Consider the following 26,457-nt stretch of genomic DNA (forward strand, 5'->3'; position numbering starts at 1 on the left):
ACCCTCAGGGCGCCCTTCCCGGCGCGGCCGGCTTCTTGAGCCGGACGCCGGGTCCCTCACGGTTGGCCGAGAGGAAGCGGACACCCGCCTCCTCGAGAGCCTTCATGACGAGCATTTCCGTCGTGCGCTGCAACTCATGCCGATGACACTCGAAGTCACGCACTGTGCTTCGGGACACACCGGCGGCGGTGGCGAGTTGATCTTGTGTCCAGTCGAGCAGCCCGCGGGCCGCGCGACATTGTTCGGGACGTAAATTCATGGACTTGAGGCCATTGCAATTGCCACCCGAAGTCAACCATAATGGATGAACTTGAGCAACACTCCCCGCCCCCTCATCAACTTCGCAAGAGGTCCTGCCGTCGCACATGCCGGATGCCGCGCTCTATCTGACCATTCTCATCGCGCTCCCCTTCGTGGGCAGCGTCATCGCGGCCTTCTTCCCGACCAATGCACGCAACGCAGAAGCCTGGCTTGCCGGCACGGTGTCGCTCACCAATCTCGTCATAACCATTATGTTTCTGCCTTCGGTGCGCAACGCGAAGGTTGTGCGCGCCGAGTACGAGTGGCTTCCTGATTATGGCCTGAATTTCATCGCGCGCCTGGACGGGTTTGCCTGGTGCTTTTCAATTCTTATCTTCGGCATCGGGTTTCTCGTCGTCCTCTACGCGCGCTATTACATGTCGCCGGCTGATCCGGCGCCGCGCTTCTTCTCGTTCCTGCTCGCCTTCATGGGCGCCATGACGGGCGTCGTCCTCGCCGGCAACCTCATTCAGCTCGTATTCTTCTGGGAATTGACGAGCCTCTTCTCCTTCCTCCTGATCGCCTACTGGCATCATAACCAGAACGCGCGTGACGGCGCCCGTGTGGCGCTGACGGTCACGGCGGCGGGCGGCCTGTGCCTCCTCGGCGGGATGCTGATCATCGGCCATATCGTCGGCAGCTACGATCTCGACGTCGTGCTCGCGTCGGGAGACCGCATCGTCTCCCATGCGCTCTACCTGCCGACGCTGCTGCTCGTGGCGATGGGGGCACTCACCAAGAGCGCGCAGTTCCCCTTCCAGTTCTGGTTGCCGCGCGCCATGGCGGCCCCGACGCCCGTCTCGGCCTACCTGCATTCGGCCACGATGGTGAAGGCCGGCGTGTTCCTTTTGGCGCGGCTATGGCCTGTCATGTCCAACCACGAGTACTGGTTCTGGATCTTCGCCTCGGTCGGCGTGCTGACGCTGTTGATCGGTGCCTTCATGGCCCTCTTCCAGCAGGACCTGAAGGGCCTCCTGGCCTATTCCACCATCAGCCATCTCGGGCTGATCACCCTTCTCCTGGGGCTCGGCAGCCCGCTCGCGATGGTCGCGGCCGTCTTCCACATCATCAACCACGCCACCTTCAAGGCCTCTCTGTTCATGGCCGCCGGCATCATCGACCATGAAGCCGGCACGCGCGATGTCAGGCGGCTCGGCGGGCTGTTCCGCGCCATGCCGATCACGGCGACGCTCGCCATGGTGGCGGCGGCGTCGATGGCCGGCGTGCCGCTGCTCAACGGCTTCATCTCCAAGGAGATGTTCTTCACCGAGACCATCGAAAGCCACGGAAACTCCGTGCTGGACAACAACCTGCCCTATCTTGCGACGCTCGCCGGCATGTTCAGCGTCGCCTATTCTGTGCGCCTCATCGACCAGGTCTTCTTCGGACCCGCAGCGACGGACCTGCCGCGCAAGCCCCACGATCCGGTGATCTGGATGCTCGTGCCGATCGGCCTGCTCGTGCTGATCTGCTTGCTGATCGGCATCCTGCCGGGCCCGACCGTCGGCGGCTTCCTCGCGACCGCGGTGCAAGGCGTGCTCGGCCCCCAGTTGCCGTCCTACAGCCTCGCTGTCTGGCACGGCTTCACCCCGGCGCTCATCATGAGCTTCGTGGCCCTGATCGGCGGGGTCGTCACCTATTTCACGCTGAAGACCTATCTCTCGGGCAATATCGAAGGCGCGCCCGTACTCCGCCGGCTCAAGGGCAAACGCATCTTCGAGCGCGCCATCGTCATCCTGTCCTGGCGCTGGGCGCGCCGTATCGCCGACATCGTCGGCACCACGCGGCTGCAGCCGCAGTTGCGCCTGCTCCTCCTCATCGCCATGCTGGCCGCCCTGTGGCCGCTTTCCGCCGGCGCCCTTGCCTCGGGGGCCCTTGCCCTCGACGTCGACTGGCCCTTTGCGGTCGATCCGAGCTTTGTGCTCCTCTGGATCGTCGGCTGCGGTTGCGCCCTCGGCGCGGCCTACCAGGCCAAGTATCATCGCCTCGCCGCCGTCATCATCATGGGCGGCGCGGGGCTTGCCACCTGCATCACCTTTGCCTGGCTCTCGGCGCCGGATCTCGCCTTGACCCAGCTCCTGGTGGAGATCGTGACGACGGTGCTGCTCCTGCTTGGCCTGCGCTGGCTGCCGCAACGTCTCGAGGATACGGGCGTGCGGATCAGCTTTGGCGCGCGTTTGCGGCGTCTGCGGGATCTCGGCATCGCCATCGTGGGGGGCGCGGGCCTCGCGGCAATCGCCTATGCCGTGATGACCCGGCCACAGATCAACAGCATCTCCAGCACTTTTCTGGAACGCGCCTACAGCGAGGGCGGCGGCCGCAACGTCGTGAATGTCATCCTCGTCGACTTCCGCGGGTTCGATACCCTCGGCGAGATCACCGTGCTCGGCATCGTCGCCATCACGGTCTTCGCACTGCTGCGGCGCTTCCGTCCCGCGCGTGTCTCGGTGGAAGCGCCGCGACAGAAGCGCTTCCAGAACCAGTTCGACGCGGACCGCTATGACGCGCCGAAAGCCGGCATCGCCGCGCACTACATGATCGTGCCCGGCCTCATCATGCGGCTCCTGTTCCCGGTGGTGGCGATGATGGCCGTCTTCCTGTTCATGCGCGGGCATGACGCCCCGGGCGGCGGCTTCGTCGCCGGGCTCACCTTCGCCATCGCCTTCATCCTCCAGTACATGGCCGGCGGAGCACGCTGGGTGGAGGCGCGCCTGCGTGTCCTGCCGGTCCGCTGGATCGGCGTCGGCTTGCTGGTTGCCGCAGCAACCGGCTTGGCGGCGCTCGTCTTCGATCGTCCTTTCCTGACCTCGGCCTTCCAGTATGCCGATCTGCCGGTGCTCGGCCGCGTACCGCTGGCCAGTGCTCTTGTCTTCGACTTCGGCGTGTTCTCGCTGGTGCTGGGTGCCACCGTGCTGGTGCTGATCGCCCTCGCCCATCAGTCGATCCGCATCTACCGCGCCATGGCTGCCGCCAAGGCGGCCGAGACGGACGCCATCGAGGAGGCGCGCTGATGGAACTCGTCATCGCCATCGCCATCGGCGTGCTCGCGAGCTCGGGCATCTGGCTCCTGCTGCGCCCGCGCACCTTCCAGGTCATCATCGGCCTGTCGCTTTTGTCCTACGCGGTCAATCTCTTCATCTTCGCGATGGGGCGCCTGCGCGCCGGCGCGCCGCCCGTGCTCGGCCCGTCGGGCACCGGCGATCTCGCAACCTATGCCGATCCGCTGCCGCAAGCCCTCGTCCTGACGGCGATCGTCATCAGCTTCGCGATGACGGCCCTGTTCCTGGTGGTGCTCCTCGCCTCGCGCGGGCTGACCGGCAACGACCATGTCGACGGCCGCGAGGTCGACCCGTGAACTGGCTCGAACATCTCACCGTCGCGCCCATCCTTATCCCGCTGGTCGCGGGCGGGTTCATGCTGCTGCTCGACGGCCGCAACCGCACTGTTGCGGCCGCGATCAACGTTGTGGCGACCCTGTCGCTGCTCGTCGTCGCCATCATGCTGGTCGCGCTCGAGGGCGGACAGAATGCGGGCGGCCATGTCTATCTGCTCGGCAACTGGCCGGCGCCGTTCGGCATCGTGCTGGTTGCCGATCGCCTCTCCGTGCTGATGCTGCTCGTCACCGCCATCCTCGGCTCTGCCACACTTCTGTTCGCCCTCGCACGCTGGGACAAGGCGGGCGCTTTTTTTCACCCGCTGTTCCAGTTCCTGCTCATGGGACTGAACGGCGCGTTCCTCACCGGCGATATCTTCAATCTCTTCGTCTTCTTCGAGGTGCTCCTCGCCGCCTCCTACGGGCTTGCCCTGCACGGCTCCGGCCCGGCCCGGGTCAAGGCCGGCCTGCACTATATCGCCATCAATCTTGTCGCGGCGCTGCTCTTCCTGATCGGCGCCAGCCTGATCTATGGCACGGCCGGCACCTTGAACATGGCGGCGCTCGCCACCCGAATCGCCGGCCTGCCGCCCGACGAGCGGCTGTTGTTCGAAATCGGCGTGGCCGTGCTCGGTGTCGCGTTTCTCGTCAAATCGGCGATGTGGCCCATCGGCTTCTGGCTGCCCAACACCTATGCGGCCGCGGCGCCGCCGATCGCCGCGATGTTCTCGATCCTCACCAAGGTGGGGATCTACGCGGTGCTAAGGCTTGGGTTTCTCGTGTCGTCGAGCGAGGACGACGTTTCGCTGCTGTTCGGCGGCAACTGGCTGATGGTGGGCGGTATCGCCACCATCCTGTTCGGCATGATCGGGATCATGGCCTCGCAGGAGATGGCCAAGCTCGCCGGCTTCAGCGTGCTCGTCTCATCCGGGACCCTGCTCGCGGCCATCGGATACGGCGGCGCGGCGGTGACCGGCGGCGCGCTGTTCTATCTCGTCTCATCGACCTTCGCCATCGCGGCGTTCTTCCTGTTGATCGAACTCGTCGAGCGCGGCCGTGCCCCGGCAGACGACGTTCTTGCCGTCACCCTGGAGGCCTACGGGCTCGACGATCCGGACGAAGCGGACGATAGCGGCGAGGTCGGCATTGCCATTCCAGCGATCATGGCAATCCTCGGCTCTGCTTTCATCGCCTGCGCGGTGCTTCTGTCCGGACTGCCGCCTCTGTCGGGATTCGTGGCCAAATTCGCCATCCTGTCGGCGCTCGTGGAGCCGACCCGGGGCCCTACGGAAAGCTGGGGCGCCTGGGCGGTCTTCGCGACGATCCTGATGTCCGGGCTCGCAACATTGATCGCCATGACCCGCGCCGGTATCCGCACATTCTGGGCCTCGATCGACCGCGATCTGCCGCATGTACGGGTGGTCGAGCTTGCTCCGGTCGCGATCCTGCTCATCCTGTGCATCATGCTCACGGTGCAGGCGGGGTGGGCCATGCGGTACATGCGGATGACGGCCGAAGGCCTCGCCCGGCCAGGCGCTTACATCGGCGCAGTCTTCGCGGCGCCGCCGGCCCAAACGGAGCCCTTCAAGGCGGCGCCGGTCGCGACGACAGCCGATGGAGGACCGCCATGAGGCGCCTGCTTCCCTATCCGCCGATATCGCTGCTGCTTCTGGTGATGTGGCTGATCCTCAACCAGAGCGTCTCGCCGGGCCAGGTCCTCATCGGCGGGATCTGCGCGCTATTGGGACCGCTGGTGCTGACCCGTCTCGACGTGCCGCAGCTCACCATCCGCAAGCCGTGGGCGATATTGCGCCTTCTCGGCCGGATGGCGGTCGATATCGTCCGCTCGAACAAGAACGTCGCGCGCCTTATCCTGAAACCCAAATTGGAGCGGCGCGCCGGTTTCGTCGCCATCCCGCTGGCCATCCGTTCGCCTTATGGCCACGCGGCGCTCGCCTGCATTCTGACGGCGACCCCGGGTACGGCCTGGGTGAGCCTCGACCCGGCCGACGGTACGCTGATCATCCATGTCCTCGATCTCTATGACGAGGACGACTGGGGTGCGATCGTCAAGACCCGGTACGAAGAACTGCTGATGGAGATTTTCGAATGAGCGCGGCGATCCTCGGCTGGTCACTCCTCCTCGCACAGATCTTCCTGGCCTTGGCCATGGCGATTGCCGCATGGCGCATCATGCGCGGCCCGCGCGCGCAGGATCGTGTGCTGGCGATGGACGCGCTTTATGTGAACGGCATGCTGCTGCTGCTCGTCCTCGGCATCGGCACCGGTCGCACGCTCTATTTCGAGATCTCGCTGGCGATTGGTCTCCTCGGCTTCGTCGCCACCGTTGCTCTCGCCAAATTCCTTATGCGGGGCGAGGTGATCGAATGAACAATCTCGCCGCCCTCCCAGCCTGGGCTGCCCTCATAACGGCGTTCCTCGTGCTGCTCGGCGCGGGGCTCGCGCTCATCGGCAATATCGGCCTCATTCGCTTCGCCAGCTTCTACGAGCGTGTCCATGCGCCGACCCTTGGCGCCACGCTCGGCATGCTGAGCATCCTCGCCGCGTCGATCGTCTGCTTCTCGGCGCTCCAGACGCGGCCGGTGGTCCACGAGATCCTGATCGGCGTCTTCGTCACCGTCACGACGCCCGTGACGCTGATGCTTCTGGTCCAGGCCACGCTTTACCGCGACCGCCTTGAGGAGAAGGATCCGCTGGAGAAACGGGCTGCCGGTGACACGGCTGCTTGATCAGGTTTCCGCACGCTGCCGCGCAGCAGACCGCTCCTGCCCGAGGGTCAGGGCCACCGTCAGCACCATGAAGACGGCCGCCGCGCCGAACACGAATGACGGTAGCCCGCGATCCAGGAGCCATGCGAAGAAGAGCGGGCCCGAGAAATTGGCGATGTTGAATCCCGTCGTCACGATCCCGAAGACGCGGCCTTCCGCACCTCGCGGCGCGGCGGCGCGGACCAGCATGTCGCGTGACGGCGCAATGACGCCGGACAGGAAGCCGGCCGCGGTCAGCATGACGACGAGCACCATGTCGGACAGGTTGGCCACGGCGATGATGGCCACGAGGATTGCGGTGATGCCGAAAGCCCCCGCCGCCACATAGCCGTGACGGCTGGTGCGATCCGCCAGGACGCCGCCGGCCAGCACGCCGAAAGCGCTCGCGAACAGGAAGCCCGACAACGCCGCATTGGCCATGACGAGATCGACGCCGTATCCCGTCGTCAGCGCCGACACCGAGAAATTCTGCAGGCCGCCCGTGCTTAGGTTGAGCAGCATGAAGAGCACGACCAGAACGAGAATGGCCGGGCTGAGCAACGTCGCAATCCCGGCACCGCGCGTTGCCTGGCCGGCTCCTTGCGCGGGCGCCAGACCGTTCGCCTGATGCACACCATCCCCGGGCGTCATCGCGATGACGATGGCGACGAGACAGCCGATCCCGCCTGCGACCGCGAACGCCAAGGGAATGCCGCCGAAGGCCGCGGTCCCCAACAGAACGGCCGGCGCGATCGCGCCACCGAAATAGCCGGCAAAGGTATGGAAGGAGAAGGCCTTGCCCATGCGGCCGCCATCGATTCCATGCGACAGCCAGGCATAATCAGCCGGATGGTAGACGCAATTGGCGAGCCCCGCGCAGGCCATCCCGACGAGGAGGAGCGGATAGGTCGGGGTGAAGGCGAGCCCGATAAAACTCAGCCCGCCCAGGACGAGACCGGCGACCAGCAGCCGGCGCGGCCCCAGTCGATCCGTCAGGAAGCCGACCGGCGTCTGCGCCACCAGGGTCACGAGATTGAACACCGTGAGGGCGAAGCCGATCTCGAGAAAGCCCACACCGAAATGCGCGGGCAGGAGCGGGATCAGCGCCGGCAGGGTCATGATGTGAAAATGGCTGACGAAATGCGCCAAACACACCTTGCCGAGGAGCGCGAGCTGGCGCCCGTCCCACCGGGCCTGAAGGGTCGCTGACGTCGACATCACCTGGAGCAATCCGGCGTGAATAGAATCGTCCGATACGATCTAACTATATGAATTTACTCGTCAATTTTTGATCTGAGCAAGTTCGCAACAGACGGACTTGCTCTAGGACCAATCCGGCCTCTATCGCTCTCTTTGGCCAGCTTATCGCCCGCCTGTCGCGCGACGCTCGGTCATGAGCGCGAAGGCCAGGGTGCAGGTGAGCATGAGCAAACCGAGGAAGACGATCACCCCGGCGGTGCCCCAGACCGCGGATACGGCGCCGGTCACCGGCTGGAAGATGGCCGCGCCGGCGAAGAACGCGAAATTGATCGCCGCGAGCGCCTTGCCCGCCTTGTCCGGCGTAAAGATCGAGCGGCCCATGGCAAAGAGCAGGGGCTGCACGGCGATCGTCGCGCCGAAGATGAACAGCACCGTCGTGTCGAAGGTCACGGGCAGGCTCATCTCGCCGAGAAGCCTCGACAAGGTGCCCGCTGGGCCACCCATTGCGAGCAGGAGGAGCATGGCCCCGGCAACCGCGTGGCCGGCGATGATCAGCGCCCGGCGATGCCCGATGCGGCGATCCAGCATGCCGAAGGCAATCGGGCCAAGGACGAGAGCGATCGTCAGCGGCATCAGCACGGCGCCGGCCTCGACCCGGCTCAAGCCTTTCACGTCCATGAGCCATGGGCCGCCCCACAGGCCACGGATACCGATCATCACGGCGAAGGACACCAGGGCGAGAATAATGATGCCGCGCATGCGGGCGGACAGGCCGATCTGCACGACCTCCCGCGCCTCCGAGCGCAGCGTGGCATGGCCTGCTCCCCGCTCGGGCGGCGTATTGGGCACCAGGAGAAACACGAGGCCAGCGATGACGACCCCCGCGATCGCCGCCACGCCGTAGCCGGCGCGCCAGCCGGCCATCTCGATCAACCAGGCGAGCGGGCTCGCCGACAACAGCATGCCGGAATTGCCCACCCCCTGGATCAGCCCGGACCACAGCCCGAATTTGGCCGGCGTCAGCAGCTTTGCCGCCAAGGTCATCGGACAGAGCAGCATGCCGCAGCAGCCGACGCCGAGGACGATCTGCGCCAGGAAGAAGCCGGCAGCCCCGCCGACCACCGCCGCCAGCGCCGCACCCACCGTGACGATCGCAAACAGCGTCAGCGACACCGTGCGCACGCCATAGCGGTCGAGCGCAACGCCCACCGGAATCTGGCCCGCGGCAAAGGCGAAATGATAGGCGCCGGTCAGGCTGGCAAGCGCCTCGGCACTCACGCCGATATCAACCGCCATCACGTCCGTGGCGATCGCCGGCAGGGTGCGCAGCATGTTGGAGAGCATGTGGCCGAGGGCCAGCACGAGGAGCGGTGCACCGAAAGCCGCCGTCCCGACGAGGACAGACGCCGGCTGTGCCGACACAGGCTGCCCGACGCCGGACGCAACCGCTTGCGACCTGGCCATGGATCGAGAACTCCCTCAACGCCGGACTTGTGATGCCGGTTTTTGGATGACTGCACAGACCTTGTGCAGTTTCGCCATGATCCCGGATAGTCGACGGGCGCCGGAAAGCCAAGCGTGATATGGCAGCGCAGGCGCATAGCGGCTATGCATCGCGTCGTGGCGCGGCCCGCCCTGAAGCGCCCCCCTACGGGACGTCTGCGAATTGTGAGTTGCGGTCAGCGGCCGCGGGATGGCGTCGGCAGAGCGCATATCTCCTCGCCCGAGAACAGGCGGGAGCGCGTGAGAAAACGCTGCTCGGTGCCGTTGTCGAGCGAGAACATGCCACCGCGGCCGGGCACGACATCGATGACCAGCTGCGTGTGCTGCCAGGCCTCGAACTGCGACGCACTGATATAGACCGGCGCGCCCGCGATCTCGCCGAGCTTCACATCCCGATCCCCGACAATGAACTCAGCCTGCGGATAGCACATGGGCGAGGAGCCATCGCAGCAGCCTCCGGACTGGTGAAAGAGGATGGGACCATGCTGCGCCTGGAGCTCCTTGATGAGCGCAATCGCCGCGGGCGTCGCGGTGACCCTGTCCGGGATTCCGCCCATGGAAGCGGAGGCTTGCGCCATTGCATTGCTCCTGTCCACGTTCAAAGAAAAAGGCCGAACGGGACGATCCCGTCCGGCCAGGTTGCGCGAGGGAGCGCGCACAGGACGCCAACTAGGCCGCCAGCTAGGCCGCCATGTCGAGCACGATGCGGCCTTCGATCTGGCCCTTGTGCATCTTGTCGAAGACGGTGTTGATGTCGTCGAGCTTCGCCGTGGAGACCGTCGCATGAACCTTGCCGGCGGCGGCAAAATCGAGCGATTCCTGGAGGTCGAGGCGCGTGCCGACGATGGAACCGCGCACGGTGATCCCATTCAGCACCATCCCGAAGATATCGAGCGGGAAGCCGCCCGGCGGCAGACCGTTCAACGCGACGGTGCCGCCACGCGCGACCATGCCAATCGCCTGTTCGAAGGCTTTGGGGCTGACGGCCGTGACCAGCACCCCCTGGGCGCCGCCGTCGGTTTCGCGCTTGATGACCGCGGCGGGATCCTCCTCCTTGGCGTTGACGGTCATGCTCGCCCCGAGGCGACGGGCGAGATCGAGCTTCGCCGGGTCGATGTCGACGGCGGCGACATTGAGCCCCATGGCCCTGGCATATTGCACCGCCATGTGGCCGAGACCGCCGATACCGGAGATGACGACCCAGTCGCCGGGCTTGGTGTCCGTGACCTTCAGCCCCTTGTACACCGTCACGCCCGCGCAGAGCACCGGGGCGATCTCCACGAAGCCGAGGTTCGCCGGCAGATGCCCGACATAGTTCGGGTCGGCGATGACATAATCGGCGAAACCACCATTGACGGAATAACCCGTGTTCTGCTGCTCGACGCAGAGCGTCTCCCAGCCGCCCAGGCAGTGCCGGCAATGGCCGCAGGCCGTGTAGAGCCAAGGCACGCCGACGCGATCGCCTTCCTTCACATGGGTGACACCGGCGCCGACCGCCGAGACGAAGCCGACACCCTCATGGCCAGGGATGAAGGGCGGGTTCGGCTTCACCGGCCAGTCCCCTTCGGCGGCGTGCAGATCGGTATGGCAGACACCCGAGGCCTTGATCGCGACCTGGATCATGCCCGGTCCCGGTTCAGGCACGGGCACTTCCTCGATGACGAGGGGCTTGCGGAATTCCCGCACGACGGCGGCTTTCATGGTCTTTGCCATAGAGCTTTCTCCTTGCATTGACCGGGCTAAGCTAGGGGCAGCCGGGAGGCTGCCCCATGACCAAGATCAACCTTGCTCAGAAGAAAGCAAGCTTTTTCGGCGAATAGCTGACCAGCATGTTCTTGGTCTGCTGGTAATGGTCAAGCATCATGCGATGGTTTTCGCGGCCGATGCCGGACTGCTTGTAGCCACCGAAGGCCGCGTGGGCGGGATAAGCGTGGTAGCAGTTCGTCCACACGCGCCCGGCCTGGATCGCCCGGCCGAAGCGATAGGCCCGGTTGCCGTCGCGCGTCCACACGCCCGCGCCGAGGCCGTAAAGTGTGTCATTGGCGATGGCGAGCGCCTCTTCGTCGTCCTTGAAGGTGGTGACGGAAACGACGGGGCCGAAGATCTCCTCCTGGAAGATCCGCATCTTGTTATGGCCCTTGAAGACGGTCGGCTTGACATAGAAACCGCCGGCGAGGTCACCCGGCAGATCGTTGCGCTCGCCGCCGACAAGCACCTCGGCCCCTTCCTGGCGGCCGATGTCGAAGTAGCTGAGGATCTTCTCGAGCTGCTCCGACGAGGCCTGCGCGCCGATCATCGTCGCGGGATCGAGCGGGTTGCCCTGCTTGATCGCCTTCACACGCGCAAGCGCCTTCTCCATGAAGCGATCATAGATCGATTCCTGGATCAGCGCGCGGCTCGGGCAGGTGCAGACCTCGCCCTGGTTCAAGGCGAACATCACGAAGCCTTCGATGGCCTTGTCGAGATAGTCGTCGTCCTCGGCCGTCACATCCTTGAAGAAGATGTTCGGAGACTTGCCGCCGAGTTCCAAAGTCACCGGAATGAGGTTCTGGCTGGCATATTGCATGATCAGCCGGCCGGTCGTCGTCTCACCGGTGAAGGCGATCTTGGCGATGCGCGGGTTGGACGCCAGCGGCTTGCCCGCCTCGAGGCCAAAACCATTGACGATATTGAGGACGCCCGGCGGCAGGATGTCGGCAATGAGTTCCGCCAGGACGAGGATCGACGCGGGCGTCTGCTCCGCCGGCTTCAGGACCACGCAGTTGCCGGCGGCAAGCGCCGGCGCGAGCTTCCACACCGCCATCAGGATCGGGAAGTTCCAGGGGATGATCTGGCCGACGACGCCAAGCGGCTCGTGGAAATGGTAGGCGACCGTGTCGTGGTCGAGTTCCGATATGCCGCCCTCCTGCGCGCGGATGGCGCCGGCGAAATAGCGGAAATGGTCGATGGCGAGCGGCAGGTCGGCGGCCGTCGTCTCGCGGATCGGCTTGCCGTTGTCCCAGGTCTCGGCCTCGGCGAGGAGGGCGAGATTGTCCTGCATCACATCGGCAATGCGGTTGAGCAGCAGGGCGCGCTCGGCCACGCTGGTGCGGCCCCAGGCGTCCTTGGCTGCGTGCGCGGCATCGAGCGCCGCCTCGATATCGCTGGCGTCGGAGCGCGCGACCTCGCAGAGGAGCTTGCCGTTGACCGGCGACGTGTTCTCGAAATAACGGCCGGCCTGCGGCGCGACCCATTGGCCGTTGATGAAATTGCCGTAGCGCGCCTTGAAGGGCGTGGCCGTCGCGCGAACGATCTCTGGCTTGTTCAAAATTTCCTCCTGCATCCGAGTTTTTCGCGGTCGCGTAAGGCGCCGCGGTCTCCTGCAGGGATCATCGCGCTCGTCGCCCCGTCCTGTCAGCGGGGCAGCGGCTGTTTTGCAGTGCACCCTGTCGCAGGACTGCGACAGGTGCCGGCGCGCCGTCAGTGGCTGCGGCCGAGCCCGAAGCGCGCGATCTTGCGATGCATGGTCGCGCGGCTGACGCCGAGCAGGCGGGCGGCGGCCGAGACATTGCCCTTGGCGCGCGACAGCGCCCGCTGCACGGCGCCGCGTTCGGCCGTGATGAGATCCTCGCCGGGACCGTCAGGGCCTTCGAAGAGGTCCGCGGCGGGAAAGGGCGAGCCAAGGCGCGCGTCCGTGAGGCCATAAGCCAGGCGTGCGGCGCGGTTGGCGCCGATGACGAGATCCTCGCGGTCGACCGCGATAAGGCCGGCCGCGCCCTTGCCGAGGTCCGGCCCCAGCATGACGCGCGCGTGGCTGAAGGTCTCGCGGAAATGGCGCGCTTCGATGCCGTGCGCTGCCTCATTCGCCGCCGTTGCGATGAGGCGCAGCATGGTCGGTGTCAGATCGGCGCGGCAAGTGGAGACATCGAGGGTGGCGACCAGCCGGCCCTCGGCGTCCCAGATCGGCGACACGGTGCAGCTCAGGCCGATGTTGCGCGTGAGGAAATGCTGATCGCGATGGATGGTGAGCGCGCGCCCCTCGGCCAGGCAGGTGCCGACGCCGTTGGTGCCCTCGCTCGCCTCGCTCCAGACCATGCCGGTCCAGAGGCCGAGATCGAGAAAATCTGCGTCGTCACCGGCAGCCCCGCGGCGATCGAGCGGCACGCCATCGCGATCCGTCAGAAGCACGCAGCAGCCAGCGTCACCCACGGCCTCGAACAGCCGGTCGAGCGTCGGTTGCGCGAGCCGCACCAGCCGCTCGGTCCGCGCGAAAGCCTGGTTGAAGGCCGCACTGTCAAGGCGATGCGGCGGGCGATGCTGGTCCGGATCGAGCCCATATTGCGTGACGGATCGCGACCAGGAGGCGGCGACCGCCGAGCGCGCCGCCGAGGCGCCATCGCTGAGCGTGGAATAGATGCGTGCGGCATGGTGCGCCTTCGCCGTCTCGCCCATCCCTGCGACCTTTCCGTTTCCGCCTTTGCCGGCCCGGAGCTTTCACAGCCAAGAGCTCTCATGCCTTCGGGCACCATAGTCCGGCTTGAAGGGGGCGGAAGTCAATCACTCCCGGCGATGACGGCATCGGCGAGGCGCTCGGCCATCATGATGACGGGAATGTTCAGATTGGCGCGGGGCGCAGTCGGCATCAGGGAGGCGTCGATCACGCGGAGCCCGCCGACGCCATGCACGCGGCCCGAGACCGGGTTGATCACGGCCTCGCGATCTCCCGCCGAACCCATGCGGCAGGTGCCGCAGGCATGCCACTGGCCAAAGGCATTGTCGCGCACGTAAGCCGCGATCGCCTCGTCGCTCGCGAGCAGATCCGCGAGGCTCATGCCGCCGGCGACGAAATGCCTGAAGAAGGGCGCGCGCAGGAAGGGCAGGACGTCGAGCGCCACCGCCGCCGGCGCGGTCAGGAGGAAGTTGCGCAAACCATAACGCCCAAGCGCCTTGGCGAAGCCGCTATAGCGCGACGGCGAGGCATGCGCCACATGGCCCGCCAGCGCCTCGCAGGCCAGAAGCCGCGCCATGAAACGGACCGAAGCCGTCAACCGGGTGACATCGCGAATATCGGCCAGATGATTGAAGGCCGCGAGCGGCGGCACGGAGAGGTCCGCACTCTGCAACGTGACGCTGCCGCGCGCATGGGGCTTGTTGATCCAGGAGAGCAGCGTCGCGATCTGCCGGCCAAGCGGGTGCCAGGCGGATTTCGCCACCACCATCATATACATGTCAGAGGGCAGCCCCCCCGCGCAGCCCGAGCTGTAGCGCAGCCCGAGATGGATGTGCCGCCGTGTCGTGCCGCGCAGCCGCGCCGCGCGGGCGAGATAGGCGGACAGCGAAATCCCCGGATGCTCCTGCAGGTTCTGGCCGACGCCGGCAAGGTCATGGACCACCGGCAGGCCAAGCCGGCGCAGATCCGCCGCCGGCCCCACCCCGGATTTCATCAGGAGCGCCGGGCTGTGGATGGCGCCGGCAGCGATGATCGTTTCACGGGCTTTGATGGATCGCGCCACACCGTCGGCGCCGCGGATCGCGACGCCGGCCACGCAGCGGTCCTGCCACAGAAGGCCCGTGACGGCGGCATCCGCCATGACGACCAGATTGGGGCGCCGACGGGTCTCGCGATCGAGATAGGCCCGCGCCGTCGACACGCGATGTACGCCGTCGTTCGACAGCGTCATCGGGAAATGGCCGTCCTCGAAGCGGCCGTTCTGGTCGCCGAGCGCGGCAAAGCCGGCCGCCTCCAGCGCCGCCTCGGCCGCCAATGAGAAGGCCGGCCAGCGCTCCCGCGGAACCCGGTGGATCGGGATCGGCCCGCTATCCCCATGCAGCGGGCCGCCATAGTCGAGATCCCGCTCGAGCTTCCTGAAATAGGGCAGCACCGACTGCCAGTTCCAGCCCGTCGCCCCCAGCCGCTCCCACTCGTCATAGTCGTCGGGCGTGCCGCGATTGGCGACCTGCCCGTTGATGCTGGAGCCGCCGCCCATCAGCCGCGGCTGCTCGTAGCGCCCGAGCGGGGGACGCTCCGGAGCATTATGCGCGACGGGCCGGAAATAGGCGGGCAGCGCCGGCCAGTGGTTGGCGGGATCGAAGGCGACGCGGCCGGGATAGATATCGAGCATCGCCGGCGTTTCCTCACCTGGCTTGATGTCCCGCCCGGCCTCGATGAGGAGCACGCGCCGCCGCGGATCGGCGGAGAGCCGGTTCGCCAGCACACAGCCGCTGCTGCCGCCGCCGACGATCACGATATCGAAGGCATCGGAGGCAGGGCCCTTCTCGGGCCCGGCAGCCGCCTCACTCGGCATAGCCGGCGAACCGTTCCGCGAAGGCGCTGGCGCCGGCTTCCGCCACCGCCTGATCCTCGGCAGTCGAGCCGGAGCTGACCCCGACCGCGCCGACCACCACGCCGTCGACGATGAGGGGAATGCCGCCGGCGAGCGTCGTGAAGCGGCCGTTCGCCTGGGCGTGGATGCCGAAGGCCGCCTGCCCCGGCACCACCACCGGCGCAAGATCGCGCGTCGCCTTGCGGCTGCCGGCCGCCGTCAGCGCCTTGTTGATGGCGATGTCCATGGCGATGAACTTCGCGCCGTCCATGCGCCGCGCGGCGACCAGATGCCCGCTCTCATCGACCACCACGATGTTCTGCGGCACGCCGATCGCCTCCGCCTGCCGCTGCGCGGCATCGAGCACGTGGTTGGCCTCGCTGAGGCCGATGCGGGTGATGACCTGCATGATACGTCCCTTCAGCCGATCCAGAAACCGCCGTTCACGTCGAGCGTCGCGCCGGTGATATAGGCAGCCTCGTCCGACGCCAGGAAGGCGACCGCGTTCCCGACATCGGCGGTTGCCCCAAGCCGTGCCAGCGGAATGGCCTGCTGCAGCCGCTCGCGTGTCTCCGGCGTGACGTTCTCGCGGATGAGATCCGTATCGATCAGCCCGGGGGCGACCGCATTGGCGGTGATGCCGTGCTTCGCCATCTGCCGGGCGAGCGTGCGGGTGAAGCCGAGGATGCCGGCCTTGGTGGTGGCATAGTGGATGCCGCCGTTGATCGCTCCCTGCCGGCCAACCAGGGACGACATGCTGACGACCCGCCCACGCCCCTTGGCGATCATGCCGGGCAGCACCGCCTTGGTCCACAGAAAGACGCTCTTCAGATTGGTCGTCATCAGACGGTCCCACTCCGCCTCGTCGATGTCGAGGATGGAGAGCGCATTGTCCTGACCGGCGTTGTTGACGAGGATGTCGATGTTGCCGAGGCCGCGCTCGACCTCGGCCACCATCCGCGCCACGTCGTCGCCGCGCCCGGCATCGCCGACGACAGCGAATGCGCCCTCCCCAAGGGCATCGGCGGTTCGGCGCGCCGTGTCGCCGTTGATATCGGCGATGGCGACGCGCGCGCCACGTGCGTGGAGGGCCTCGGCCACGGCCCGGCCAATGCCGCGTCCGGCTCCGGTAACGACGGCCACGCGGCCGTCGAGACGTGAGACTGTCATGTCGGTTATCCCTTGACGGAGCCCTTGGTAAGCCCGGACACCATGAGGCGGCCGAACAGGGCGAAGATGATGAGGATCGGCAAAATCGCGAGCGTGGCGGAGGCCGTCAGCGGCCCCCATTCGCGGCCAAAAAAGCCGATGAAGCTGTAGATCGCGGGTTGCACCGTGCGGAGCGACGGTGAATCCACCATCACCGAGCTCGCCACGAATTCGTTCCACGAACCCACGAAGACGAGGATGGCGGCGGCGCCCAAGGCCGGACGCACGAGCGGGAGAATGACGTAGCGCAAAATCTGGAAGGTCGTGCAACCGTCAGCGGTTGCTGCCTCATCGAGCTCGCGCGGAATGCCCTCGATCGTTCCCTTGATCACCCAGATCGCCATGGGAAGCTGATGGGCGGCGTAGAGCATCGGCAGCACGATCGGCGTATTCGTGAGCCCGAGCGACGCGAAATACACGTAGTTCGGGATGAGAAGGGCAGCCGCACCGATCGACAGCGGGATACTGGCGACCACCGCCAGGAAAAGCAGGCGCCGCAGGGGAAAATTGAACCGGTCGAATGCATAGGCCGCCGGCAGGCCGAGCACGAGCGCGAGCACCACGGCGGCAAGCGCGTTGACGAGGCTGATGCCCAGGTTGCCGCCGAAGCCGCTCAGGAACACACGCTCGTAGTTTTCGAGTGTGGGCGTGAAGCTGACGAAGGCCGGCGGAAAGCGAAACAGATCCGCCTGCCCCTTGAACGATGTGAGGATGCCCCAGATCAACGGCGCGATATTCAGGATGACGAGGCAGCCGAAGAGCCCGCTCCACAACCAGCTGAGACGGGGTACGAAATGCCGCCCTGTCGCCCTGGCACGAGCCGCCGATGACAATGTGATGGTGCTCATGCGCTTTTCCTCACGCCTGCCAGCGGGCAAGCCGCACATAGGACATCACCAGGAGAATATTGCCGGCGAACATGATGATCGCGAGCGCCGTCGCCGAGCCGAGATCGTAGTTCGTGAAAGCGCGCTCATAGACATCCATGGCGAGGATCCGCGTGGCATCGCCGGGGCCACCGCCCGTCATCACCAACGGGGTCTCGACCGTGTTGAAGGTCGACAAGGTCAGCACGATGGCGATGAGAAGGAGCGGCGTCTTCAACAACGGCAACGTAATCATGCGAAATATCTGCCAGTTGTTGGCACCATCGATGCGCGCCGCCTCGTCATAATCATCGGGGATGCTTTTGAGACCCGCGAGGAGAACGAGGACCGCATAGCCGATACGCTTCCAGACGGAGACCGCGACGAGAAGCACCATCGCGCCTGTGGGGTTATTCAGCGGCTGCACCGCGTCGAAGCCCATGAGCTGAATGATATAGCTCGCGACCCCGATATCGTTGACGAACACCCAGCGGAAGAGAAGAGTTGCGACGACCGCCGAAATGATCCACGGCACGATGACCACCATCTGCACGATGAAGGCCGTGCGCGCCGGCAGCCGATTGATCCAGACCGCGAGCGCCATGGCGATGATGATGGTGAACACCACGCAGGCCGCCGTGAAGACGCCGCTGCGGCTGAGCGTCGGCAGAAGGGTGGGGTCCTCGATCAGACGCACATAATTGCCGAGACCAATAAAGTCTGTGGGCGCCCCGTATTCGATCCGGAAAAGGGTGAACCAGAATCCATAGATCACGGGCGAAAACAGAACAAACAAAAGTAGCGCGAAGGCCGGCGCTATATAAATATATGCGGTCGCGCTCGGTCTCATGGTGATCTCACGCCTTGGCTCGAAAAGGTAACGGAGGCAAATCCAGGGGCATGCACAACGGCTGACCTTGGCGACGCATCCACAGAACGATACAGACCATCCGCACGACGTTGCTGCGCGAGGGCGGGGGCATGCGGGATTGGCGCACGCCCCCGATGCCATTAACGGTTGTTGCGACGGTTGAATTCCTTCTCCGCCTCCTCGAGCGCCGCCTTAGGCTCCATGCCGTTGACGACGACGTTCTGCGCCGCCTTGTTCAGCGCCTGACGATAGCCGCCGACGCCGAAGTCGATCGGGGCAAGCCACCCGAAGTCCCGTGCGCCCTCGGTCGTCACGGTCATGTAGCCATTGCCCGGCTTGTCGAAGTAAGACGCGAGAGATTTGATGGTTGTTCCGAGTGTCGGCGCCTGTCCACCCACCGTCACCCATATTGAATCGCCTTCCGGCCCGGTCATATAGTCAAGGAACCGGCCCGCGAGCTCCTGGTTCTTCGAGCCGGACCAGACGCCGACCGCCCAGCCTGCCATGACGGCCGGCGAATGCGGCTTCTTGCCATTGCCAGGCCACAACATCTGCCCGACCTTGTCTGCGCCGATCTTGGCCTGGACGCTGGAAACGCGCACGCTCGCGCCCGTATACATCGCCAGGCGCCCCGCCGAGAATTGCTCGATCAGGTCGTCCGGCGTCCAGGTCGCCGCCTGCTTCGGGGTCACGCCCTCCTTGGTGATCATATCCGTCTGCAGCTTGAGCCCCGCGACGCCCGCGGGCGTCGCGAAGCGCGCCCTGCCGTTCTCCTCGAAGATCGTGCCCTGCTCCGCCAGCGTCGCCGGGATCATCATCTGCGGGTCGGCCTGCGCCTCGCTGAAGCCCTGGCCGAAGCCCCAGCGGGTTATAGTGCCGGACGCGTCCTTGACGGTCAGCTTCTTTGCCGCCTCGGTGAATTTATCCCAGGTTGTCAGCGTCGCCGGGTCAATTCCTGCTTCCTTCAGAAGATCGGCGCGATAGATCACCGAGATATAGTTGCGGGACGTGAACAGGCAATACTGCTTTCCATTGATCGCGCACTGGTCCCAATAGGCACCCGCATAGTCCGCGACCTGCTCCTTCGTCCATTTGTCGATGAAGAGCTTGCGCAGATCAGCCATCGAGCCGGATTTTATCGCATCCCCGAGAAGATCGGTGATCACCCAGATGACATCGGGCGCGTTGCCGCCGCGGCTCGCCGCAAGGAATTTCGGCGTCATCTGGTCCCAGACCTGCGGCTCCACCACGATCTTGGCGCCGGGATTGGCGGCCTCGAACTTGGCGATGATCTCGGCCAGAGCCTTCTCCCGCGGCGCGTTCCCGGCCGGGTTGAGGAAGGTCCACATGCGGATCGTCTCCGCCATCGCCCCCGAGACGGGAAGCGAAGCCGCCAGAATGAGCAGCCCGGCGCTTCCGGCGCGACGCAGCCGTCTTGACCAAATCGTTGTCATGATGATCTCCTCCCCTATTCTGATTTAAGTTTCCGCGATTTATTCGAGCGTCATATCTGGTTCTTGTGCAGACAGATCGTTGAGCGCGCCCTGCAACGACCTGTCGATATGCTTGCGCGTCGCCGCGCGATATTGCTCCACATCGCGGGCGCGCAGCGCGGCGATAATGGCGTGATGTTCGACACCTTCGCTTTCAAGGCGATCGCGCCAGGAATTGAGCCCTCGCTGGATCCATGCGCCGAGCAGCTGCATCTGGATCGAGCGGTAGAGCGAAATCAGGAGATCATTACCGCTCAGCTCCACCAAGGAGTGGTGGAACCGCCCATTCAGATCCACATGCAGCCGGTGCGACATGCGGCGGGGCGCGGCCTCCAGCTTGCCCTGGATCGTCTCCAGCACCCCCAGGCTTTTCGGCGTGAGCTCACCCGCCGCGAGACGGCCGATGGCGAGCTCGCCCGCCATCACCTCGAGGCCGAAACGCACCTGCCACAGATCCGCGACCTGCTTCGGCGTCGGCGTCCTGATGTGGAAACCGCGCCGCGGAATCGCCTCGATGTAGCCCTCCGTCGCCAGACGCATCAACGCCTCGCGCACCGGTGTCAGACTCACACCGAATTTCAGCGACAGCTCCTGCGGATAGAGACGCGCCCCGCGCTCGAAATATCCGAACAGGATCATTTCCAGAAGCGTGCGGTGCAGCGTCTCCTGCAACGTCTCGCCTGGCTTGCCGACGAGTTGCCCGAGTTCTGCGGGATCTGGCAGGGCGGATGTCATGCGGGCACCTTGGGTGCGTCAGCCTGGGAGAGCAGGAACTCAGCGAGGCGATCGACATCCGGGTCGCCGCCGTGCCCCGGCGCATCGCGCGCCACGAGATCTCCGTTCGCAAGGGATAGCGGCACCAGCGGCAGCTCATCCCGCAGCGCGTTCGGCATGCGGTTGGCCTCGTAGCACCAGGCCGCCGGCAGCGCCCGGCAGACATGCAGCGCCGCCGACACGCCGACACTCGTGCCGACGCCATGGGGCGCAAGCTTCAGACCCTCGCGGGCACAGAGCTCGCCGATGGCCATGAGGCCGCTGACACCGCCCGCCCGGGTGATGTTGGGCTGCAGGATGTCGACGGCGCCGGCCTTGGCCAGAGCTTCGAAAGCCGGCAAAGTAAATTCGTTTTCACCGGCCGCGATCGGCACCGGCGAGGCGCGCCGCACAGCGGCGAGAGCCGCAGGATCATCGGGCGGGATAGGCTCCTCGAGCCAGGCGATATCGAGATCCCGCAAGCCCTCCGCGAGCGCAATGGCGTCTTCCACCCCATAGGCACAATTGGCATCAAGCATGAGTTGATGACGGCCCAGCGCCTCCCGGACGGCTGCGATATGATCGAGATCCACCGCCACACCGCGGCCGATCTTCAGCTTCACGGCATGATAGCCCTGCGCGACGAAATCGCGCGCCGCAGCGGCGGATGCCGCGGGCGTCGGCAACAACGCAACGGGGCTGACATAGGTTTCGACGGGGCCGGGCGAACCGCCCAGGCGGGTCGCAAGTGGCTGGCCGGCAGCCTTGGCGATGAGATCCCATAGGGCGATATCAACCGCGGCAAGCGCCTCGATCGCCGGACCGCGGGTATGGCCGAGAGCCCGGAAATAGGTCGCGAGGTCGGCCAGCATGCAGGCGGGCTCTTCGATGTCCTGACCCATGATGGCCGGCGCGACCACATTCTCGATCAGGCTTGCGGCGGCAAGCGGATAGGGCAAGCCGAACCCCTCGCCCCAGCCGCTCAAGCCGTTGGCGGCCGTCACCTTGACGAGCGTCGCATATTGGCCGGTCCGCGGGATGCGGCGGAAATGGCTCGCTGGCGCCAGGACTTCAGGCGGCACATTGGCCAGCCCGCCATACTGGCGCGCAAATGTTGCAGCCAAGGGATAAACGCGAATGCCGACGAGCTTCATGGGCCACCTCACCCCGAAACTTATAAATTATAATTTATTTTTTTCAAGCGGCGATGCGCATCATGGCGATTGCGTCTTTTCCTGTTTCCTTACAATGACTTGAAAACGATCGTCAGGCGAGCGCAATCCGTACGCGACGGTTCTGCTTGCCCTTTTTCTCGATGCCAGTGACCGTTACCGCGCCAATTTCGCCCGTGCGACGCACATGCGTTCCTCCGCAAGGCTGGAGATCGAGACCGGCGATTTCGACAAGCCGAACCCGGCCCGTGCCCATGGGCGGCTTGACCGACATGGTCTTGACGAGCGAGGGGTTGGCCAGAAGCTCATCGTCGGTGATCCAGCGCTCGCTGACGACCGCGTCCCGCGCCGCCATCGCCGTGAGTTCGGCGCTGAGCGCCTCCTTGTCGAGCGTGGCCTCGGGAATGTCGAAATCGAGCCGCCCCTCGCCATCGCCCACCGACCCGCCGGTCACCGGGTAGGGCAGGATCACCGAGAGCAGATGCAGCGCCGTATGCGCACGCATGCGCGCGTAGCGAACCGGCCAGTCGAGCGTGAGCGACACGGCCTCGCCCACCTCTGGCCCGCGGACACCCGCGCCGATCTGATGCACGACCGTCGCGCGATCCGCGCCATAGACCGCATTCAAGACCGGAAGACTGGTGCCATCCGCCAGGGTCAGGGTGCCGCGATCACCGGGCTGGCCCCCGCCCTGCACATAGAAAAGGGTCTGGTCGAGCTGGATGCCCGCGTCGTCGACCGCGATCACACGCGCTGTGGTTTCGCGCAGATAGGCATCGTCACGGAAGAGAAGCTGCGTTTTCATGGACCAATCGATAGAGCATCGAGCGGCCTTTGAGAAGTATCTGCCGCCGCTGACCACCACGCAAGACGCAGATTCCTCTCAGGCGCCAAGGCTATGCCCCCCGGGCATCCGCGCCGCGCGATCGCATCAGAAGCCGTGCAGCGCCCCACCATCCACGACCAGGATGTGACCCGTCACATAGTTCGCGGCCGGCGAGGCGAGATAGGTCATCGCCCAGCCGATATCCGCGCCCTGCCCCAACCTCCCCATCGGAATACGCCCGTCGATCTTGGCGCGCCGCGCGGGATCGCTGGCGGTCGCCTTGCGGAACAGCGGCGTATCGATCCAGCCGGGCGCGACACCATTGACGCGCACGCCGCGCGGGGCAAGCTCCGTGGCAAGCGCACGGACCATGCCGACATGCGCGGCCTTCGCTGCGGAATAGCCGATCACGTTCGGTATGCCGAGAAACGAACTCATCGACGCCGTGAACAGGATCGAGCCGTTGCCGCTCGCCTCGATCTGCTTGACGAAGGCCCGCGAACAGGCGAATGCGCCGGAAACGTGAATATTCAGAACGGCCTGAAATTCCTCTGCGGTCATTGCATCAAGCGGATTCTTGACCGTTCGTCCCGCATTATTGACCAGGATTGAAACAGCCCCACGCTCTGACGCCACCCTTCCCGCGAAATCATCCGCAGCATCGAGCTGCGTCACGTCGCAGACGAAACCCGCCGCGTTCTCGCCGAGTTCCGTCACGGCGCTATCGAGCTTCGCTCTGTCCGTCCCGGTGATCGTGACGCGCGCGCCGGCGGCCAGGAAGCAGCGCGCGATATCGAAACCCAATCCGCTGCTTCCGCCGGTGACCAGGGCGTGGTGGCCGGCAAGCCCGAAGACGCTGTTCACTATGTCCTGCACGGGCACCTCCCTCCCCTCAATCATCAAGGCTCTCGATGGGTTCGCGCGCGCAGCGCAAGCCATGCACCGCTGGCCGGCCTGCGGGACCGCAGTCGGCCCGAAGCCGGCTATTCAGACCGCGCCGCGCATGTCGATGAGGATCTTCGTGAAAGCGCCGGGGTCAGCATCCCACGCGCGCATCGCGTCGGCAGCCTCTGAAAAGGGTGCGACCCGAGAAACAACGAGATCACCAATCTCCGGACGTTGCTTCAACGCGGTGATGACATCGCCGAAATCAGCCAGCTGAGCGCCGCGCGAGCCTCGTATATCGATTTCCTTCATCAGGAAAAACCGGGTCTCATAGGTCACCGGATTCTTTGCATAGCCGACATAGACGACCCGACCGCAGGACGCGACGATGTCGATGGACTGCGTGAAGGTCTGCTCCGCGCCGACGGCTTCGATGACGACCTGCGGTCCATCGTCACCCGTGAGCGCGCGCACGGCATCCCCGACGTCGATCTGCGACGCATCGATCACATCCTCGGCGCCGAGGGCCTTCGCCTGCGCAAGCTTGGACGCCGCCAGATCGACCGCGATGACCCGCGCCCCGCGGGTGACGGCGCCGAGCACCGCGCCGAGGCCGATCACACCACATCCAAGAACGACCACACGCTCGCCTTCCGCCACCTCCGCACGGCGCACGGCGTGAAAGCCGACCGCGAGCGGCTCGATCAGGGCAAGATCGCGCAGGGCCAACCCATCCACGGGGATGACCTTGCCGTGCGGCACTGCGATGAATTCGGTCAGCGCTCCTTCACGCTGGACGCCCAGCGTTTCGTTATGCTTGCATGCGTTGGGCCGGCCCATGCGACAGGCGTTGCAGGTGCCGCAGTTGAAGTAAGGCAGGACACACACTTGCTGGCCAACATGGAAATGTTCAGGCACATCCGCGCCGATCGTCTCGATGACGCCGGAGATCTCATGTCCCGGGACGCGCGGATACTGGACCAGGGGGTTCTTGCCGCGATAACTATTCAGATCCGATCCGCAATAGCCGATATACGCGATCCGAATACCGATTTCGCCGCTGCCGGCGGGCCGCCACGGCAGCGCCGTGAATGAGAGCGCGCCGGGCTGATCGATGGACAGAGCTTTCATCACACATTCCACTCAAACGATCGCCACGGTGCAGCGATCAATATCGTCCCAATCGAGATCCACGCCGAGCCCGGCCCGCGACGGCAGTTTTGCGACACCGTTCTCGATCGGCAGCGGGTCCTTCAAGCCAAAGGCAAATCCCTCGACAGGATAAAGCAGCTCGAAGAAATCGCAGTTCTTCACGGCCGCGCAGCAATGCAGATTGACAATCTCCGCGGGGTGGAAGATCGATGTGTGGATCTCGCAATTGACGCCGAAGGCTTCCGCGAGCCGCGCGGTCTTCATGACGCCGGTGACGCCTCCGGTCCAGGACACATCCGCGCGCACACGATCGACGACACGGGTCGCGATACATTCTGCGATGCTGTAGGGATGCTTGGCGAGCACTTCGGTGCCGACCAGCGGTATCTCCAGCGTCCGCGTCAGCTCGCGCAGCGCATGCACATCCTCGTCGTAGAGCGGTTCTTCATACCAGTAGTAGCCGAGCGCCTCCAAGGCGCGCCCAAAGCGGATCGCCTGCTCCAGGTTGAACGTCGATACCGGATCGGACATCAGCGTGAAATCGGGACCGACGGCCTCGCGAACAAGCCGGTGCGCCTCCAAATCCTCTTCCAGATCCTTGCCCGGCGTGTGGAGCTTGTAGGCCTTGAGGCCCTCTGCCTTGGCGCGCAACGCCTCCTTCGCGTAATCCTCCGGCTTTGCGAGGATCATCGAGCTGCCATAGACCGGAACATCGTCTCGATAGGCTCCGATATACTTGTAAAGCGGCTGGCCGGCCGCCTCGGCGGACAACAACCATTGCAGCGTATCGAACGGACCATAGCCGTAAATGGGCAGATGCCCCCACCACCGATCCGCCGTGCGGAACTCATGCCAGGCCCTTTCACGGTCGCGCGGATCGCGCCCCAGCATGAAGGGCCGCAGTGTATCGGCAATGAGTTTGCCGGCGCCTTCCGCCGATCGTCCGGCAAAACCAAAAGTGGTCGCGCTCAACCCCTCGTCCGTTTTCATGGTGACGGCCAGAAACTGGAACGCGGAGAAATCGCCGGTGCGGAAGGCACCCGCGTCGAATGCGTCGGGCAAGCGCCGACAGCAGCGCACTTCGACTTCGCTGATCTTCATGGTATCGGCCTCAGAACTTGCCAAAGCGCAGATAGGCTTCCTGAGGGTCCACCCCCTCGAGAATGGCCTTGCGGACGAGGTTTTCGGTCGCGATCGCCTGCTCGGCAGCGGCTACGATCTCCTCGACCTGCGCCTGCGGGATGCGGATCAAACCGTCACGGTCACCGATCATATAGTCGCCGGGTGCAATCACGACATCGCCGATCTTGATATCGACATCGAAAGCGCGCGGCAGCCAATAGCCGACGACGTCCCGGGGCGTGTAGCCACGCGACCAGGTCTGGAATTCAAGCGCCAGAAGAAAGTTGCTGTCGCGGACATAGCCATCGGCAATACAGCCGAGAACGCCCTTGTTCTTCAGGGTCTCCGCCGACAACTCGCCCATATTGGCAACGACCCGGTCGTTGGGTTGCGAAACCCAGACATGGCCGGCCTTGGCCTTGGAAAGAAGGCCTGTCCATTCCAGCAAGGTCTGGTGCGGGTCCGCCGTGGGGTCGACGCGGCCATCGATGGTGAAGGCCGGCCCGGCCAGCACCTTCTCGGGCATATTGGGCCTGATCTCCGCAGGCAGCGTGAAATTCTTCAGGCCCATCGCCCGCATCACATCATGCACAACGCCGGTATAGCAGCGCTCGAGCCGCGTGGTCATTTCATCTTTCATCGACACATATCCTCTGATGAAC

At 65.2% G+C, this 26,457-nt stretch carries 26 protein-coding genes; 6 read left to right on the plus strand and 20 right to left on the minus strand.

The features are described 5' to 3' along the window. Nucleotides 1-4: 4 nt before the first annotated feature. Nucleotides 5-259, minus strand: coding sequence for a helix-turn-helix domain-containing protein (locus C7450_RS01185; RefSeq protein WP_110372560.1), 255 nt, complete (start codon nt 257-259; stop codon nt 5-7). Nucleotides 260-365: 106 nt separating this feature from the next. On the opposite strand from C7450_RS01185, the gene C7450_RS01190 reads away from it, so the two are divergent. Genes C7450_RS01190 through mnhG form a run of 6 tightly spaced genes read left to right on the plus strand, consistent with a single transcriptional unit; the run spans nt 366 to nt 6,423 of the window. After that, the gene (locus C7450_RS01190; protein ID WP_110372561.1) at nt 366-3,311 is read left to right on the plus strand and encodes a monovalent cation/H+ antiporter subunit A; all 2,946 of its coding nucleotides are present in this window, start codon (nt 366-368) and stop codon (nt 3,309-3,311) included. After that, nucleotides 3,311-3,655, plus strand: a complete 345-nt coding sequence (locus C7450_RS01195) for a Na+/H+ antiporter subunit C (RefSeq protein WP_110372562.1) — start codon at nt 3,311-3,313, stop codon at nt 3,653-3,655. Before C7450_RS01190 ends, C7450_RS01195 begins: the two co-directional genes overlap by 1 nt. Continuing rightward, nucleotides 3,652-5,304, plus strand: a complete 1,653-nt coding sequence (locus tag C7450_RS01200; protein WP_110372563.1) for a monovalent cation/H+ antiporter subunit D — start codon at nt 3,652-3,654, stop codon at nt 5,302-5,304. The genes C7450_RS01195 and C7450_RS01200 overlap by 4 nt, the downstream gene beginning before the upstream one ends. Further along, on the plus strand, nt 5,301-5,786 hold the full coding sequence (locus C7450_RS01205) for a Na+/H+ antiporter subunit E (protein ID WP_110372564.1): 486 nt from the start codon (nt 5,301-5,303) through the stop codon (nt 5,784-5,786). Before C7450_RS01200 ends, C7450_RS01205 begins: the two co-directional genes overlap by 4 nt. Next, nucleotides 5,783-6,064 carry a K+/H+ antiporter subunit F gene (locus C7450_RS01210; protein WP_110372565.1) on the plus strand — a complete coding sequence of 94 codons (282 nt, stop codon included), beginning with the start codon at nt 5,783-5,785 and terminating at the stop codon, nt 6,062-6,064. The genes C7450_RS01205 and C7450_RS01210 overlap by 4 nt, the downstream gene beginning before the upstream one ends. Then, the gene (gene mnhG, locus C7450_RS01215; protein WP_110372566.1) at nt 6,061-6,423 is read left to right on the plus strand and encodes a monovalent cation/H(+) antiporter subunit G; all 363 of its coding nucleotides are present in this window, start codon (nt 6,061-6,063) and stop codon (nt 6,421-6,423) included. Before C7450_RS01210 ends, mnhG begins: the two co-directional genes overlap by 4 nt. Here the strand turns inward: mnhG and C7450_RS01220 are convergent, their stop codons facing one another. The 19 genes from C7450_RS01220 to C7450_RS01310 all read right to left on the minus strand — a co-directional run bounded on the left by C7450_RS01220 (nt 6,424) and on the right by C7450_RS01310 (nt 26,435). Next, nucleotides 6,424-7,659, minus strand: coding sequence for an MFS transporter (locus C7450_RS01220; protein WP_110372567.1), 1,236 nt, complete (start codon nt 7,657-7,659; stop codon nt 6,424-6,426). A 144-nt stretch (nt 7,660-7,803) separates the two neighbouring features. After that, on the minus strand, nt 7,804-9,105 hold the full coding sequence (locus C7450_RS01225) for an MFS transporter (RefSeq protein ID WP_110372568.1): 1,302 nt from the start codon (nt 9,103-9,105) through the stop codon (nt 7,804-7,806). A 215-nt stretch (nt 9,106-9,320) separates the two neighbouring features. Beyond that, complete coding sequence (locus C7450_RS01230) at nt 9,321-9,722, minus strand: DUF779 domain-containing protein (RefSeq protein ID WP_110372569.1); 402 nt, start codon at nt 9,720-9,722, stop codon at nt 9,321-9,323. 103 nt (nt 9,723-9,825) lie between these two features. Further along, complete coding sequence (adhP, locus tag C7450_RS01235; RefSeq protein WP_110372570.1) at nt 9,826-10,857, minus strand: alcohol dehydrogenase AdhP; 1,032 nt, start codon at nt 10,855-10,857, stop codon at nt 9,826-9,828. A gap of 76 nt (nt 10,858-10,933) precedes the next feature. Beyond that, nucleotides 10,934-12,451: an aldehyde dehydrogenase gene (gene adh, locus C7450_RS01240; protein ID WP_245449420.1), complete on the minus strand. Its 1,518-nt coding sequence runs from the start codon at nt 12,449-12,451 to the stop codon at nt 10,934-10,936. 152 nt (nt 12,452-12,603) lie between these two features. Then, complete coding sequence (locus C7450_RS01245; protein ID WP_110372572.1) at nt 12,604-13,575, minus strand: GAF domain-containing protein; 972 nt, start codon at nt 13,573-13,575, stop codon at nt 12,604-12,606. A 101-nt stretch (nt 13,576-13,676) separates the two neighbouring features. Beyond that, nucleotides 13,677-15,428, minus strand: coding sequence for a GMC family oxidoreductase (locus C7450_RS01250; RefSeq protein ID WP_110372573.1), 1,752 nt, complete (start codon nt 15,426-15,428; stop codon nt 13,677-13,679). After that, nucleotides 15,418-15,855: a GlcG/HbpS family heme-binding protein gene (locus tag C7450_RS01255; RefSeq protein WP_110372574.1), complete on the minus strand. Its 438-nt coding sequence runs from the start codon at nt 15,853-15,855 to the stop codon at nt 15,418-15,420. The genes C7450_RS01250 and C7450_RS01255 overlap by 11 nt, the downstream gene beginning before the upstream one ends. A gap of 11 nt (nt 15,856-15,866) precedes the next feature. Further along, on the minus strand, nt 15,867-16,616 hold the full coding sequence (locus C7450_RS01260; protein ID WP_170146995.1) for an SDR family NAD(P)-dependent oxidoreductase: 750 nt from the start codon (nt 16,614-16,616) through the stop codon (nt 15,867-15,869). Between the two features lie 5 nt (nt 16,617-16,621). Then, entirely contained in the window at nt 16,622-17,503 is an 882-nt protein-coding gene (locus C7450_RS01265) for a carbohydrate ABC transporter permease (protein WP_170146996.1), read from the minus strand. A gap of 10 nt (nt 17,504-17,513) precedes the next feature. After that, nucleotides 17,514-18,371, minus strand: a complete 858-nt coding sequence (locus C7450_RS01270) for a carbohydrate ABC transporter permease (RefSeq protein ID WP_170146997.1) — start codon at nt 18,369-18,371, stop codon at nt 17,514-17,516. Nucleotides 18,372-18,532: 161 nt separating this feature from the next. Further along, complete coding sequence (locus C7450_RS01275; protein ID WP_110372578.1) at nt 18,533-19,846, minus strand: ABC transporter substrate-binding protein; 1,314 nt, start codon at nt 19,844-19,846, stop codon at nt 18,533-18,535. A gap of 39 nt (nt 19,847-19,885) precedes the next feature. Then, nucleotides 19,886-20,620: a GntR family transcriptional regulator gene (locus tag C7450_RS01280; protein ID WP_110372579.1), complete on the minus strand. Its 735-nt coding sequence runs from the start codon at nt 20,618-20,620 to the stop codon at nt 19,886-19,888. Next, nucleotides 20,617-21,792, minus strand: coding sequence for a mandelate racemase/muconate lactonizing enzyme family protein (locus C7450_RS01285; RefSeq protein ID WP_110372580.1), 1,176 nt, complete (start codon nt 21,790-21,792; stop codon nt 20,617-20,619). Before C7450_RS01285 ends, C7450_RS01280 begins: the two co-directional genes overlap by 4 nt. A gap of 112 nt (nt 21,793-21,904) precedes the next feature. Then, nucleotides 21,905-22,615 (minus strand): alanyl-tRNA editing protein, encoded by a 711-nt coding sequence (locus C7450_RS01290; RefSeq protein WP_110372581.1) that lies wholly within the window; start codon nt 22,613-22,615, stop codon nt 21,905-21,907. A gap of 126 nt (nt 22,616-22,741) precedes the next feature. Then, complete coding sequence (locus C7450_RS01295) at nt 22,742-23,512, minus strand: SDR family NAD(P)-dependent oxidoreductase (RefSeq protein WP_110373197.1); 771 nt, start codon at nt 23,510-23,512, stop codon at nt 22,742-22,744. Between the two features lie 111 nt (nt 23,513-23,623). Next, nucleotides 23,624-24,652, minus strand: coding sequence for a zinc-binding alcohol dehydrogenase family protein (locus tag C7450_RS01300; protein ID WP_170146998.1), 1,029 nt, complete (start codon nt 24,650-24,652; stop codon nt 23,624-23,626). A 12-nt stretch (nt 24,653-24,664) separates the two neighbouring features. Beyond that, nucleotides 24,665-25,774 (minus strand): enolase C-terminal domain-like protein, encoded by a 1,110-nt coding sequence (locus tag C7450_RS01305; RefSeq protein WP_110372582.1) that lies wholly within the window; start codon nt 25,772-25,774, stop codon nt 24,665-24,667. 10 nt (nt 25,775-25,784) lie between these two features. Then, nucleotides 25,785-26,435: an RraA family protein gene (locus tag C7450_RS01310; protein ID WP_110372583.1), complete on the minus strand. Its 651-nt coding sequence runs from the start codon at nt 26,433-26,435 to the stop codon at nt 25,785-25,787. Nucleotides 26,436-26,457 lie beyond the last annotated feature (22 nt).

This window comes from Chelatococcus asaccharovorans (assembly GCF_003201475.1).
Classification (GTDB): Bacteria; Pseudomonadota; Alphaproteobacteria; order Rhizobiales; family Beijerinckiaceae; genus Chelatococcus; species Chelatococcus asaccharovorans.